Raw genomic sequence first — 13723 nt, 5'->3', positions numbered from 1 at the left:
ATGGAACAGTTGATCCACGAACAGCTCACAGCGGGGGATCGTCCGCTGACTCAGAATACAGGCACTTTTGAGACTTCTCAAACCTTGCAAAAACTAACTCCAATTGGGAGAGTGACCGCAACCGGGCACCTGAAGAAATGGGAACCGGCTGCTAATGATGGCACTCAGTTTGCGAAATTTTTAACCGTTGGCACTGTTGATACCGCCACCGGAGCTAAGGCGGCTCCTTATTATGATGGAGGTCATTTCAATACAGACCTTATTAATTGGCCTGCAGGTGCAACAGACGCGCAAAAGTTAGGGGCGTTTGATGGTACACCGATTGCGATTGGAAAAGTTTTAGAATAAGGAATTAAAAATGTCAGACACATACACACCACGAGCGCTTTACGGCGTAGTTCAAAAAAAGAAAGCGAAGGTATCTTCGCTTTTTTTAGCTCTGTTTTTCCCCAATATGTACACTTTTTCTACCGAAGAAGTGGACATTGACAAAGTTGACGAAGCTGTCAACTCAGCCGTTTTTGTTGCACCAGAAGTAAACGGAAAAGTGATCAAAACTCGTGGTCACACGACTTCATCAATTAAGCCTGCCTCACTCAAACCAAAACATGATGTAGATGTCGCAAAGACACTGAAAAGACGCCCTGGTGAGGCCTTCTCCGGAGAGTTGTCTTTGCAACAGCGCAGGCAAGCGATCATCACGCAAAACTTGATTGATGAAGAGCTCGCAATTCAACAAACTGAGGAATGGATGGCTGTTAGAGCGGTAGTTGACGGGCATTACACTTGTGAAGGTGAAGGGCTACCAGAGCCAATTAATGTTAATTTTAACAGAAGCCCAGAAAATCAAATCACGTTAGCTGGCGCAGCTTCATGGATATCAAAAGATCGTAAAACATACGATCCAATGAAAGACATTGAAAAGTATGCAGTTGCATCAGAGCATGGTTTAAACATACTGATTTGTGATCAGCTTGGTTGGGGTCTTCTAAATGAGTTTGATGCCATAAGCAACAAGCTCGAAACAAGAAGGGGTTCAAACTCCCAGCTTGAAACAGCACTTAAAGACCTAGGAAAAGATGTGTCTTACAAAGGATATCTTGGCGATGTCCTAGTTGTCGTCTATACGGGCTATATGCGCGTGAATGGTGTTAAACAAAACTACCTAGATGACTACACATTTGTATTTGGGCATTCAGGCGTTGAACTGGCCCGACTCTATGGCGCAATACTTGATGATGATGCCATTGAAGCGGGGATGAGTGAGACTGACCGTTTCCCGAAAATTTATAAAGAAACGGGCGATGTTGCTAAGACCTTTACAGTTACCAAATCCGCGCCACTAATGGCAAATATAGATCCAGACGCCTTTGTCGTTATCAAATTAATCTAATCAACCTATAAGCCGCTGTCTGCGGCTTTTTTTGCGAGTAAAACAATGAGCAATAAAATTGAACAGTTAACAGAAGAAGTAACAGAGCTGTCTTTGCAGTTACAGCGAGAAGTTGTACCAGAAAAAACGGAAGCAAAGCTAAATCAACAAATTGAAGATTTAAAAGCTGAGCTATCAGATAAGTCAGAAGAAAGTACAATCAAAGCAGATCAACATAAACCTGAAAACGCAAAAGTGTTCAGTGAACGCAATGGTTTACTGATTCTACAAGTTGATAAGTCGAATGATGATACCAGCTTTACAGTTGCACCAGGCGTAAACACATTGACTTCTGAGCAAGCGCAAATAGCGCTCAAGTATGATCAAGTAAAGCACTATGAACCTGCTTAGAAACGCTCTAAAGAAGAGCTATTCGGTTGAGGAAAAGCTCTTCTTTGCTACTGCTGACAAAGCAATCTATGAAGGGCAATACATTGATGTTGAAGTCGTGGAGCGGGTCCGTGAGCGTGGCGAAGCATATACAGTTGTCTCTCGAGAAGAAATAAAGACAGTCAGAATTCTTCGTTCGCAGTGCGCCCCTGAAGTGCACGGTCAAATATCAATTAACAATGAAGTGTTTCATCTAACTGAGCTTTACTCAAAAGATGAGATCTCAATCACTTTTGTATTCTCATGACAAAACTATCACGACAAATACGCGACATACGCACAACTGCTCAAATCAAACTCAAGCAGACGATCACAGATAGCGGAGAGCAGGTAAAAGACGAGCTAGTAAACGCGATTTATGATCGCTATGGGTTCCAAGACAGAAGTTACATTGGTGAACGTTTACAGCTAAAGGTTCAACCAAGCCAGCTTGAATTGATTATCTCCGCGCGTCACCGAGTCAGTAGCGCAATAAATTTCTTACAGGATCCTGTATATCGTCGTAGCGTAAACCCTAAATCGCCGAACAAATTGGTTATTGCGGGCTATATGGGCGCATTTTTACGTGGGAAAACGAGTCACTGGAAAGGTGCATTTATTTTCCAAGGTAAGAATAGCAATATTTTGCTTGGTTACCGTGACAAAGGGCAAACAACTCGTGAGATACCAAGCGTACCTTATGGTCCGAGTGTTGCTGGTTCCTTAGCAGTGATCAAGGATGATGTTGAGCCTTTCGTTGTGCAAATGCTAACTAAAAAATTTGAGAGGTCATTATGAGCGATGCTCTTACCGTTTTAAACGCAGCAGTTGAATTCTTTCAGCAGTATGCGCCAACGGAAAGAGGGTTCTACAAAGCAAATTCGATAGAGAAAGATGAAGAGAAGCGCATCACAATCCAAGTGCTGGAAGTGGGTGTTGGAAAGCCACAACAAATAGAAGCGCTGGCAATTTTGTCGCATAGGGCAAATGCTCAATTTTATGAAGTTGCGGACGAACTTCTTCTTTCATTGGTAAATGAAATTAAGCTTGCAATAGAAGCCGAAAACAAGTCAGTAAACAACGCCCTTGACGGACATGCCATTGGGTTTTCACTCACAGAAGCAATCAAAATCATACCGCCTGAACCGCAAGATAGGGATGCTAAGGCTGTATTCAGTTTAAACATTAAATTCAAATAGGAATAATCATGTCAGAGTCACAAGGTTTTATACTTCGTGGTGAAGTATTTTTAACTAGAACTAATAGTAAAGGTGTTCCACTTCCTGGCACTGGCGCAGTTGGGCCGATAAATGCCGAAAACTTGGAAATAGAACCTGATATTGAGGCGATTATTCGCTCCTCAAAAAACAAAAGTACTTTTGGTAAGTCACTTGGAAGGGTGCAGACAGCAAACCCTACAAAACTGAAATTAAAGCTTGATGAAGTTGATTCAAAAATGATTGCTGACGCACTATCCGCAGAGCATAGCAATCTAAATCAACAAGCTGTTAATGCCACAGACAAAGATATAACACTCAATAGCGATGGTACGTGGTCCGAGCTAGGCTCTAGGCATATAACTGGCACAACTTGGGCTGTTAAATCTGGGGCGGATACTTTAGATGATGGTGTTGACTATGAAGTTAAATGGGCGGCAGGTCTTATTCGTCCGTTACCAGGGGGGCGTGTAGCAAATGGCGGTTTGGTAAAAGTAACCTATCAAGCTCTTGCATTGGAAGGTAGCCGCGTGAAAGGCGGTGAAGTCCAAGAAGTTAATTGGGCAATATCTCTCACTGGCGTCAATATAGATACTGGCGAAAAAGTACAACTAGACATTCCGCTTGCCCAAATGAGTTCAACGTCTTCACTTAATTTCCTTCAGAATGAATACATGTCACCAGAATTCGAAGGTGTTGCATCGATAGCTCAAGGCAAAGACTACGACTATCTGTTAGATGTCATTTAATTAAATAATCATGATGTGAGTTTAAGCCCCGGTCAGGGGCTTTTTTATTGGGAGTTCAAATGTCTTTCAAAAATAAAGTGGTTGAGTTCATTATTAGGGGACGAGACCTTCTTTCTAAACCGGCCCAAAATGCAGAAAAAGAAGCTGCGCGTTTAGAGCAGACAATTGAAATTCTCAACGCAGAACTCGCAAAAACGGATGCTCAGAAAAGTGCTATTGAACGATACAATGAGCTATCTGGTTCGTTGGGCAAAACTAAGCAGGAGTACACTGAAAATAGCGTTGCTCTTGATGAGCTTAAAAGGAAAAAGACCGAACTTAGCACTGAGTCTAAACAACTTCAAAAAGAATTAAACCAAGCATCAAAATCACTCAGTGAGCTAGAAAAGGAGTTGAAGGGGTCCAGTGGTAGCAGTGAAAAGCTAGAGCAAAGTATTTCGGACCAAAAAAAGAAAGTTGAGTCGCTTAAATCTAGTTATGACGATTCAATTCGAACATTGTCCAATCATGATTTAGCAATCAAAAAGCAGCGCAGTAGCGTGAATTCGTTAGCGACCTCAATAACAAAAGGGGGAAACGAATTTGAAAAACTCACCAAAAAACTCAAGCGCCAAGGGCGAGATCTAAACAATCTTTCAGAAGAATATCGAAAACTTGAAGTCAGCCAAAAAGGCACTCAAAAAGCTATTTCTGACACTTCAAATAAGCTATCAAGGCAGCAAAGGCTTTTAGAGCGTACAACTAAAAGCGCAGATAGTTATAGTGGAAGTGTATCAAGCGTAACGAAAGATGTTATTGCTTTGGGTGCCGCCTATATCGGGCTCGACCAAGTAGCGTCTACAATTGCTCAAATTTTTACTATTGGCGATAAGTTCGAGCGTTTAAACCTGCAAATTAATGGCTTGATGGGCGGTATTGCGGAGGGTCGAGAGGCGACAAAGTGGATTAAGGAATTCACCAAGAATACACCGCTTCAATTATCGCAAGTCAGTCAGGCTTTTGTGAAGCTTAAAGCTTTTGGCTTGGATCCGATGGACGGCTCAATGCAATCCATCGTTGATACCGTGTTCAAACTTGGTGGTGGATACGAAGAGTTGAAAGGGGTGAGCTTAGCTCTCGGGCAAGCTTGGACTAAGCAGAAGCTTCAAGGTGAAGAAATTCTACAGCTTACAGAGCGCGGGATCCCAATCTGGGAAATGTTAGAGCGTGCAACCGGTAAAAATGTTGTTGAGTTACAACGATTATCGACAGCTGGTAAGCTTGGACGAGATGTGATCGCCGCTCTTATTAAAGAGATGGGCGAATATGGGGCAGGTAGCGCCCAAGCACAAATGCAACTATTGAGCGGGCAAATCTCGAATGCTAAAGACAATTTAGATCAATTTTACAATCTGATTGCTACCAGCGGGGCAATGGATTGGCTTAAAGCTCAAGTAACAGAATTAAACAAGCAATTTGCTGCAATGTCGGCAGATGGGCGACTTAAGCAGTGGGCGCAATCAATAAGCGACACAATAGTATCAACAGGTGAAGCGGTAAAGGGAGCTATCAGCACCTTAGTTGAATACAAAGACACAATAATTGCTGTCACTAAAGTCTGGTTAGCACTAAAAGTTGGTAGCTATTTCTCGAATGTCATTGCGGGCGCTAGGTCGGCGGTAGCATCATTGACAGCCTATGTAACTTCATTGCGAGCTGTAGACACGCAAACCAAAGTAAATACGGCAAGCTCTCTAAAATTCAAAAATATTTTAACCTCACTAGGCGCTGTTAGCGCTTATACATTACTCATTGATCAACTAGCTATAGTTTATAGTGAGTATCAAAAGCTGCTGACCATGCAGCGCGAAGTAGCTGAAAGTAAGAAAAATGCCCAAGAGCAAGCTAATAAACTGCAACAAGCTTTTGCAGACATTAGTCGTGAAATGGGTGTGAACATTACGACAATGGCAGAATATGATGCAGCTTTAGCCAGCGGCCAAGTTGTCTGGAATGAGCAATTAGGTATTTATGAAAACGTAGCTAAGAAGCAACAAGAACTAGAACAAGCAACGGTTGCGGCAAAGCAAGCAGAAGCGGATCGACAAGCTTTCTTGCAAATGAGCATTCCCCAAGCACTAGAAGTAATAAAATCTCTTGATGCACAAAGCGTCAGTCTTAACGGTGTAAGGGATGGCGTTGACGGTTTTATTTTATCCCTTGACTCAGCCCGCGCTGCGCTATCGTTAGTTGGTGACCAATACGCTGAACAGATAGCGCACATAGACGATCTAAAGTTGAAATATGAAGCTCACAGCGAAAGTCTTGAGCGCCAGTCTTATTTAACGAATGATCTAAGTAAGGCATACGCTGAACTTGGTTTAAATAGCAGTGAGTCTTTAACAAAAACAGCTGAAAAGTTGCAAGGTGCGTTTGAACTAATTCAACAGCACAATGAGCCTATATCAGCTCAGCAACAAGCATTTTTAAAATGGGCCGATGCAGCAATCAGTGCTGCAGATGCGACAGACCAAACGGTCCCGTCAAGCGTAGAGGCTGCGGCTGCGGCACTTGGCCTCACAACTGAGCTAGATAAACTCATAGCGAAAGCTAATGAGCTGAAACCTGTCACTGATACAAATTCCGAGGCTGTGTCGAAGTACCAACGTGCAGTTAATGAAACAAACAAAGCTATTCGAACTAATCAGCAAGTCATCACGTCCAGTACAGCGACGTCTCAGCAGAAAGCCGAAGCTCAAAAAGCCCTAAACGCTCAACAGGTCAGGCTTGCACAACAAACGCTAGATCTAAACAAAGTACAAAACTTGGAGCTTGCCACACTTGGGCAGCTCCAAAGTGAACAAAGCGCACTACTTGGTCAGATAGATAGCCTCGGAGCTAAATATCAATCGGGCGCAATTAAAAGTCGAGAATACAACCAAGAAAAGAGCCGCCTTGAGGGTCTTTTACGAGTTGTTAATCAATTGCTTGGAGACTTTAAGGGCGCGCAAGACTCGGCAACTGAAGCTACCAGACGTGGTACACAGGCAACCAAAGAGTCTACAAAAGCTAATGAACTTCAATTAAAAAGCCTTAGAGACCAGAAAAGCGCTTTAGATAGCGTTAGCCGCAGTGCTTCAAGTGCATCAAATAGTGTTAACTCTTTAAACCAAGGGCCAAGACCAACCGTTAAAGCTATTGTTGATTATCAAGAACAGCATGAAAAAGATGGTGCTTACAGCTTTTCTAGTAGAGAAGTTAGAGCTGAGAAAGAGAGGCGCGCACGAGAGCAAGCTCAAGCTGCTCAATATGATAAGTTTGAATCTCAAATCAACAGCGCAACTTCTGCCAGTGATTTAAAAGATTTATACACTCGAATAGTCAAGCAATTGAACTACCTAGATCAAGAGCAAAGAGGCGCGCTCTCAGCTCTAATTAAACAAAGAAGAGATGCTTTAAAGCAATCGAACAATACAGTTAGCAGCTCCCAAAGAGCGGATCAGAGCTCTACATCTAGTGTTGAATACATACCTGCATATCAGCCACAACAAAGCTCGACTCAAGCTTTCCCAGCGACAGGCAAAACTATTCGATTGCAAGTTATAAGTTCAGATGAAGTTGTCGAGGATGCCCTTGTCGTAATGGAGGATAGGCTAATAGACAAATTAGAACAGTTAAGGTTAGTTCAATGATTTTAGACAGCATAGAGTACCCGCAGTTTGTTTGGAAAAATGAGTTTCAGGCATCGGGAATTGTTCAGCAAACAGAGTTCGCTTTAAATGGATCTTCGCATGTGGAAAAAAGTCAGATAGTCGCGGGACGGAGCGTTGTTCTAGAGAGTGAGCTCGAAGATATCACATCGTTTGAAACATTATTCAATCATTCACAAAGCACCTTAATTGAGTTTCAAATTACAATGCGGGGAGTCACGTTTAATGTTATTTGGGATCACTCTGAGGCGCCAATTAGCGCTGAACCACACCGGCTTTTTTCTGATGCCAAGCCCGACTTTTTTAGAAATGTAGTATTAAGATTCAGGACCGTGTAATGCAGAGAAGTGACTTAAAAATCTTCAAACCTGAAAGGCTTGGTAATGAAACAAATGCAGGTGGGCATCGCACAGCGAACGCTATAATCTCTGGAAAATTGAATGATGTTTTTAGTGCAATTTCCGATGTTGATCATGCGTCTAGTTCGCTAGACCTTGTGAAGTTGTACCCCACAGTTTTCACGCCCGATGCAACTAGGTTACTAAATGCGCATATTTTTGTCAGTGATCAACCCGACGATCCTTTGGTTAGCACTCTCATCGCCGATTCGTCGCATCTAAAAGATGAAAGTTTACTTTCAGATATGTCAGACATGCTTAAAACAGCAGTTTATCACGGTACAAGTAACATCACTAAAGAGGCGGGAGGTAAAGAGCTGGTTATAAAGAATACATCTCGCACGGTAGCGCCTACAGTAGTCAACCGTATCGCAAGAACTGGGTTAAAAATTGGCAATGACAGCTTGTTTCGTACTCAGAAGCTAACATCGTATGGAAACATGACGCAAATTAATCTTGAAGTGCCTGACTTATTGACTGACAGACCAAATTACCATGGCATATATAGCTACTGGTCAAGTGGTTGGCAGCGTTGGGCTACGAAACGTGTATTTTTTAACGAAGTGAACAGGAACGGCACGTCTATTTCAATCAATTTAAATTCTCAGTTTCCATTAGTTTCAGGGCAAACGTTTACCTTTTTCTATATGTCATCGAATGATTTTCGTTGGCATAGGTTTCCGGCTCAATTGACATTGGCACCAGGTGAACGAGTTTTGCCAGGATATAGCAGAATTAAAAAGACTGGAGTCAATGAGGTTTTCACAGATGATGGTGAGGGGCGATTTGTAGAAAATGGATATGTTATCGCAACGATTGACTATGACTCAGGAGTGATAACTGAAATTGAGACCATAGATTACAATGGCAGTGTTAGTGATGATTTAGGTGTGATGGTTGTTAAAAGACAGCAGGTAACCAAGAGCCTAAATTTCAACCTAGACATTCCATCCTTCGCGATGAGCAGTTTATACATTAAGTTTGCAACTTCTTCAGGTGTTAATCTGAGCGCCTCAGCTGACGATAATGGAAACATCAGCGGTGAGAATGTTTCTGGCACGGTTACTAGTTCAGGTGATGTAACTCTTACATTTTTGGTTGATGTTTTGCCTGACACGCTAACATATGATGTTGATCAGCTGGAAGAAGTCACGATGCCAACACCGCCTGGCAGTATTGACTATAACAAGTTGCCATCAGGCAGTGTGCCAATCTTTCATGAAGATCATTTGGTTTGCATTCAACATAGAGAGCGAACAGCTCACTCTTCGCTCTCAGTTGGTCAAACGCTAAATGTGCTGGCTGATGCAGATTGGCTAGACATAGTTGATAGCAATGGTAAGTCGTTATACTCATCAAATGACGAGAATTACTCGTATAACAAAGCTACCGGTGTGCTTACTATAAATGTTGGCATTTCGGCATTCTTAGCTCCTTTTGTGGTGACTACAATTCAAGCCGAATTGGTTCAAATCCAGAGCATTAGCGGGCAGACCGCTCAACTATTTACCGAGTTAAGTAGAAGCTACCCCCAAGGCTCGACAGTTTCTAGTGTACAAAGGTTAGGTGATTTGCAGGCCAGAACAGCTGATGAAAGAACGTTGTCCGGTTGGAATAATGATTTTTCAGCAAACGGAGCACAGGCATCAAACTCAGTTAACACAGTTCAATATCCTATTGAAATGAAAAACCAAGGTGCGATCAATCAACGCTGGGCAATTGTGTTCACTTCCAATAGTGAGTTTGAGGTTTTAGGGGAGTCCGTGGGCATTGTTGCAACAGGCAATACCTCGGTTGATTGCATGCCAATGAACCCACTAACTACAGCGCCGTTTTTCAAGTTACCAAAAGAGGCGTTTGGCTCCGGCTTAAATCCGGGAGAAGCGTTTTTGTTTACAACTTACGCTGGCAGTGCGCCAACGATGCTAATTCGCTCGGTTTCACCGGGTCACACAAATATAGAAACAGACAATTCGACAATTGCATTCAGAGGGAGCTTGTGATGCCAAAAGCGGTTACTTTGTATCGATGGGATGATGAAAGCGCGCCACAACTGACATCTGGCACATATAGTGAAATCATAGAGGTTATTGAGGCATGTTTAGTTACTGGTTATGGCTCAAAGCAGCCTTTGGGCTGGACAAAACTATTCACTGAAGCGACTGCATGCTGTTTTCAGAATAAAGGTGCAGGCTGTGTTGTTTTCAGCAGCAATTCAGGCGCAAATGATAACAAAGGCGTCTATTTGCAAGGGGCGCAAAGCGCGACAAGCTCAACTAATTTAGTGCGTGCTGGATGGAAGCAAAGTATCAAAGTCCACACAGGGCATAACGTGAATTGGATGGTGCTTGGCACTGATACAGCTGTATACGTAATTTTCGGTTACATTGCAGCTTACGCGATACAAACCCCTAAATATTTTGTGTCTTGTTTCTTTGGTGATTTGTCTAATGGAATTTCGCAAGACGCCGGTAAATTTGTGGCATTGAGTTCTTTTATGGACGAGGACTTTAGTTTAGAGACAGTGACAACCATTGGCACTCGAACTGGTCGAAACCTAGATTTTTTGAATGACATTGATGGAAATTCGAAAAAAGGCGTGAAGATTTTCGACTCTGATGCTGCTAATTCATTCTCACTTTATGTGCCAGAAGGCCCGCACTTACCAGTCAATACGACATCTGCAAACAGTTTAGGTTCTATATCAAGCAATTCTTTGGTTGCTATAACAATGATTTTCAAAAACTATGAGACTTCAAAAGATAGAGCCGGCGAATGGGTTGTTGCTAGCTCACTTTCGCCAGCCTGCCGGGGGACTTTGCCCGGTATGTACAACACTTTATGTGCTCATCCTAATGACGTTATATGGCCAGCATTTGTAAACTATGGAGGTCAGCAGCACCTAGTGTTGCGAGTCACACAAATTGCCAGAGCATCTAAACTTGTGATCAACACGGAGATGTGGGATGACTAACCTTTTCAAGGGAAACGTTGTTCCCTCAGGGTATCTGAACGTTTCAGGTAGCAGCGTTTCTTTCAATGAGCTCGCAGGTGTTGAGACATCTTTACCCATACCGGTCACGCCATTCGCTACTTATAACGTTCAGCCTGACGGCGGAACGGCTACTCGCTTTCGTATCAGAGAGTTTATGATTGACGGTACCGAGCGCGGGAATAGCTCATATTCTGATGGTGCGTGGACTGAGTATGCGTATATACCTGGTGCTGGCGTTGCGTCTGTTCAAATCTACTACAAGAATACAAGTGATACAGCGACTGGACTTATATTTAAAAAGGCCGGTGTAAAAACAATAGATACAAATGGAAACGTAAATAGTCTTGTTGTATCTAACCTCGTTCCTGTCCACGCGTCGAAACTTTCAATTGATGCTGATCCCAGTGCAGAGCGTCTAATGTTGATTGATAGAAATACGGGAGAGCTTTTACAGCACAGGTTGCTTGATACTCAGTTTTTAACCCTTACACTGCCCTTAAAATACTCTCAAGAGCAATCTATTTCATGTCTAGTTTTCGACAATGAGCTGGTTTATTCAGGTGGGATTATGGATGGTGTTCAGTGTGAATCGGCTGACTTGGCACAATGATATCGATAAAACTTGGCGGTTATTACTCTCGTGAAAAAGCTCATTCACCTATTAAGGTTCGATTTTTAACTGGTGATGTTGAGCGTGTTTTAATGTCGAATTATTTTGATTGCGCTTGGAATGAATCTCAATTAAGCGCGCAGCATATCGATATGCAAACAGATAAGCCCATTAAATTTGAGTCACATAGCGACTTATCACATACATATACAGATGAAATTAGGGGCGGCTGGGAACAGGTATGGCGCGTATCAAGCGTAAATAGCGAAGTGTTTACACTCACTTTTGATAGTAGTAAACCAAGGCTTTCGCTTATAAAATTTGGTTGGAATGAACCTCAAACCAAGCTAAACCAGTATAGAATAGACTATGCTCCTATTTTGCCCACATATGTTTGTAGGTTTATCGATCATCCTGTAAATGGGCATGTAAAGCTTCGTTTAAATGGCAATTTCAACGCCCAATCTGCGAATGTAAAGCTCCGTTTTTCAGTGCCAGAAAAAGTTTGTTTTTGGACTCTTGGTGGCGGGCTTATTCGCTCTGATGATGACATACCAACACTTGATAGAAAAATTCCAATTGAACCGCAATTACAGAGCTCGTATATCATGCAACCGAAAATCACATGCAAAAGAATGTCTGACAATACGGACATCATAATCAGCAGCTTTAGCTATTCGATTGGAAGAGGGCAGTTTTCGGCAACTGGCTCTATCAAGTTTGGTTCAAAAACAGACATGGACCGGGCATTGAATAATGAGTTGCTGGTCTCTATAAATGGATATCAATTCGTGGTGATATGTGAGCAGCCAAACGTATCTTTAAAGTTTGGCAGTAATAGCTATAGTGCTTCAATTCGCAGTCGCTTTGCGCTCTTGTCGGCGCCATACGCAAGACAGTCAAACTATACAAATAGTGTAGATAAAACCTTTGCTGGTTTGTTATCTGACTCATTGGCTAACACCGGATGGTCTTTGAAAAACAAAATGATTGACTTTCCGGTGCCCAAAAATGCATTCAGTTATCGCGAATTGACACCTGCCGGAGCCTTTCTTCGAATCGCACAAAGTGTAGGTGGGATCCTAGATTTTGATGATGTTAAAAAAGAGGTGTCCGTCGTTCCTGAGTGGCCTGTTAACCCATGGAATACTGAAACTGCAGTATGTGATGTTATTTTGAATGAGTCATTGATTCTAGAGCACTCGACTCGTGAAACGATTAATCAAGAAAATAATGCGGTGTTTGTTCGGGGCGAGCAGCAGGGCGTTGCATGCAAAATAAAGCGCCGTGACACTCTGGGTGATCAATATGCCCCTGACATTGTTGATAGTCTAATAACTGACAATCAAGCTGCTAGACAGCGCGGAACATGTGAACTTGCTCGAAGTGGAAACAAAAAAGAATCGACTATTAGAACGAAGCTTCTAACTAATTTACCGCCAATTCGCCCTGGTATGCTTGTTGGCATTCGGTATACGGATTCACTGTACAAAGCTACGTGCGACAGTCTTTCTATTACTGCGTCAGTAAATGCATCCGGCGCAATTACAGTTAATCAAACTATTAAAACGGTGAGTAATGTCTAATGCATTAAATAGATTGAGCGCTGTGTTAAGTAGTAAACAGCGTTCAATAGTTAAAGTTGTTACTGTTAATACTGACGGTACAACTAAAGTTGAACATAGTGATGGTTCACAAAGTACTGTTTTAGGTGACTCGGTTACTAGTGGAAGTGCGTATATTGAGGACGGGCGCATTGTAGGGGCGGCGCCCGATCTGCCTTACTCTGAATTAGAGGTTTAAATAAAAACCGATTCTGAAATATTGTAAACCTTCACGTTATCATTGGTTTTAATGTCAAATTCTGCGGCCTTAATCACTGCCTCTTTAGCGCTTGTATCGAAGCTCAAAGCAACCATTGCACTTTTTCCACCTGAACCGATTCCATATGAATGAAATAGGGGTTCTTCTCTGACCACCTTCGTATTATCTTTCGTTTCATGTACGTAACCATAGATGACATGATCATAAGTCTCATGAGTTCGAAAGTAGCTCACTTCGCCGATATTTTGGGAAAGGTCTCCCCCATTTAGATGGAGCTGCAACTCATGAATATCAACGGTATCTCCAGTTGCAAAAATAAGAGAATCATCGCTCAGCTCACACCACTTATTTGCATCAGAGTTAATGATAATTCCATTTTCAGTAGTTTGAGAGTCGCAAGCGATATGTTCATTTTCGTGGTCATAAAGTATTGTAGTCAT

General features: G+C 42.4%; 15 protein-coding genes. 14 read left to right on the top strand and 1 reads right to left on the bottom strand.

Annotation, left to right across the window (positions count from 1 at the left end; genetic code table 11):
- Genes QNM18_RS04880 through QNM18_RS04815 form a run of 14 tightly spaced genes read left to right on the top strand, consistent with a single transcriptional unit; the run spans position 1 to position 13262 of the window.
- Positions 1–348, top strand: a complete 348-nt coding sequence (locus tag QNM18_RS04880) for a head decoration protein (protein ID WP_284136545.1) — start codon at positions 1–3, stop codon at positions 346–348.
- A gap of 10 nt (positions 349–358) precedes the next feature.
- On the top strand, positions 359–1393 hold the full coding sequence (locus QNM18_RS04875) for a major capsid protein (RefSeq protein WP_284136544.1): 1035 nt from the start codon (positions 359–361) through the stop codon (positions 1391–1393).
- Between the two features lie 45 nt (positions 1394–1438).
- Complete coding sequence (locus tag QNM18_RS04870) at positions 1439–1783, top strand: hypothetical protein (RefSeq protein WP_284136543.1); 345 nt, start codon at positions 1439–1441, stop codon at positions 1781–1783.
- A complete protein-coding gene (locus QNM18_RS04865; protein WP_284136542.1) occupies positions 1770–2069 on the top strand; it encodes a hypothetical protein in 300 nt (99 codons plus the stop codon). Before QNM18_RS04870 ends, QNM18_RS04865 begins: the two co-directional genes overlap by 14 nt.
- Positions 2066–2599 (top strand): hypothetical protein, encoded by a 534-nt coding sequence (locus QNM18_RS04860; protein WP_284136541.1) that lies wholly within the window; start codon positions 2066–2068, stop codon positions 2597–2599. The genes QNM18_RS04865 and QNM18_RS04860 overlap by 4 nt, the downstream gene beginning before the upstream one ends.
- Positions 2596–3000, top strand: coding sequence for a hypothetical protein (locus QNM18_RS04855; RefSeq protein ID WP_284136540.1), 405 nt, complete (start codon positions 2596–2598; stop codon positions 2998–3000). Before QNM18_RS04860 ends, QNM18_RS04855 begins: the two co-directional genes overlap by 4 nt.
- A gap of 8 nt (positions 3001–3008) precedes the next feature.
- Entirely contained in the window at positions 3009–3767 is a 759-nt protein-coding gene (locus QNM18_RS04850) for a phage tail tube protein (RefSeq protein ID WP_284136539.1), read from the top strand.
- A 59-nt stretch (positions 3768–3826) separates the two neighbouring features.
- Positions 3827–7438: a tape measure protein gene (locus tag QNM18_RS04845; protein WP_284136538.1), complete on the top strand. Its 3612-nt coding sequence runs from the start codon at positions 3827–3829 to the stop codon at positions 7436–7438.
- A complete protein-coding gene (locus tag QNM18_RS04840; protein WP_284136537.1) occupies positions 7435–7794 on the top strand; it encodes a hypothetical protein in 360 nt (119 codons plus the stop codon). The genes QNM18_RS04845 and QNM18_RS04840 overlap by 4 nt, the downstream gene beginning before the upstream one ends.
- The gene (locus QNM18_RS04835) at positions 7794–9857 is read left to right on the top strand and encodes a hypothetical protein (RefSeq protein WP_284136536.1); all 2064 of its coding nucleotides are present in this window, start codon (positions 7794–7796) and stop codon (positions 9855–9857) included. The genes QNM18_RS04840 and QNM18_RS04835 overlap by 1 nt, the downstream gene beginning before the upstream one ends.
- Complete coding sequence (locus QNM18_RS04830; protein ID WP_284136535.1) at positions 9857–10828, top strand: hypothetical protein; 972 nt, start codon at positions 9857–9859, stop codon at positions 10826–10828. Before QNM18_RS04835 ends, QNM18_RS04830 begins: the two co-directional genes overlap by 1 nt.
- Positions 10821–11459, top strand: coding sequence for a hypothetical protein (locus tag QNM18_RS04825; RefSeq protein WP_284136534.1), 639 nt, complete (start codon positions 10821–10823; stop codon positions 11457–11459). Before QNM18_RS04830 ends, QNM18_RS04825 begins: the two co-directional genes overlap by 8 nt.
- Positions 11456–13045: a hypothetical protein gene (locus QNM18_RS04820; protein ID WP_284136533.1), complete on the top strand. Its 1590-nt coding sequence runs from the start codon at positions 11456–11458 to the stop codon at positions 13043–13045. The genes QNM18_RS04825 and QNM18_RS04820 overlap by 4 nt, the downstream gene beginning before the upstream one ends.
- Positions 13038–13262, top strand: a complete 225-nt coding sequence (locus tag QNM18_RS04815) for a hypothetical protein (RefSeq protein ID WP_284136532.1) — start codon at positions 13038–13040, stop codon at positions 13260–13262. Before QNM18_RS04820 ends, QNM18_RS04815 begins: the two co-directional genes overlap by 8 nt.
- Here the strand turns inward: QNM18_RS04815 and QNM18_RS04810 are convergent.
- A complete protein-coding gene (locus QNM18_RS04810) occupies positions 13259–13723 on the bottom strand; it encodes a hypothetical protein (protein WP_284136531.1) in 465 nt (154 codons plus the stop codon). The two genes, QNM18_RS04815 and QNM18_RS04810, sit on opposite strands and share 4 nt — an antisense overlap.

This window comes from Pseudoalteromonas obscura, assembly GCF_030135505.1.
Taxonomy (GTDB): domain Bacteria; phylum Pseudomonadota; class Gammaproteobacteria; order Enterobacterales; family Alteromonadaceae; genus Pseudoalteromonas; species Pseudoalteromonas obscura.
This window is presented reverse-complemented; position numbering and strand designations above follow the sequence as displayed.

What these genes read in the sequence shown, in the direction of transcription:
- QNM18_RS04840 (WP_284136537.1), top strand. Translation starts at nt 7,435, where the DNA reads ATGATTTTAGACAGCATAGAGTACCCGCAGTTTGTTTGGAAAAATGAG.
- QNM18_RS04865 (WP_284136542.1), top strand. Translation starts at nt 1,770, where the DNA reads ATGAACCTGCTTAGAAACGCTCTAAAGAAGAGCTATTCGGTTGAGGAA.
- QNM18_RS04850 (WP_284136539.1), top strand. Translation starts at nt 3,009, where the DNA reads ATGTCAGAGTCACAAGGTTTTATACTTCGTGGTGAAGTATTTTTAACT.
- QNM18_RS04835 (WP_284136536.1), top strand. Translation starts at nt 7,794, where the DNA reads ATGCAGAGAAGTGACTTAAAAATCTTCAAACCTGAAAGGCTTGGTAAT.
- QNM18_RS04820 (WP_284136533.1), top strand. Translation starts at nt 11,456, where the DNA reads ATGATATCGATAAAACTTGGCGGTTATTACTCTCGTGAAAAAGCTCAT.
- QNM18_RS04810 (WP_284136531.1), bottom strand. Translation starts at nt 13,723, where the DNA reads ATGACTACAATACTTTATGACCACGAAAATGAACATATCGCTTGCGAC.
- QNM18_RS04815 (WP_284136532.1), top strand. Translation starts at nt 13,038, where the DNA reads ATGTCTAATGCATTAAATAGATTGAGCGCTGTGTTAAGTAGTAAACAG.
- QNM18_RS04830 (WP_284136535.1), top strand. Translation starts at nt 9,857, where the DNA reads ATGCCAAAAGCGGTTACTTTGTATCGATGGGATGATGAAAGCGCGCCA.
- QNM18_RS04845 (WP_284136538.1), top strand. Translation starts at nt 3,827, where the DNA reads ATGTCTTTCAAAAATAAAGTGGTTGAGTTCATTATTAGGGGACGAGAC.
- QNM18_RS04860 (WP_284136541.1), top strand. Translation starts at nt 2,066, where the DNA reads ATGACAAAACTATCACGACAAATACGCGACATACGCACAACTGCTCAA.
- QNM18_RS04870 (WP_284136543.1), top strand. Translation starts at nt 1,439, where the DNA reads ATGAGCAATAAAATTGAACAGTTAACAGAAGAAGTAACAGAGCTGTCT.
- QNM18_RS04875 (WP_284136544.1), top strand. Translation starts at nt 359, where the DNA reads ATGTCAGACACATACACACCACGAGCGCTTTACGGCGTAGTTCAAAAA.
- QNM18_RS04855 (WP_284136540.1), top strand. Translation starts at nt 2,596, where the DNA reads ATGAGCGATGCTCTTACCGTTTTAAACGCAGCAGTTGAATTCTTTCAG.
- QNM18_RS04880 (WP_284136545.1), top strand. Translation starts at nt 1, where the DNA reads ATGGAACAGTTGATCCACGAACAGCTCACAGCGGGGGATCGTCCGCTG.
- QNM18_RS04825 (WP_284136534.1), top strand. Translation starts at nt 10,821, where the DNA reads ATGACTAACCTTTTCAAGGGAAACGTTGTTCCCTCAGGGTATCTGAAC.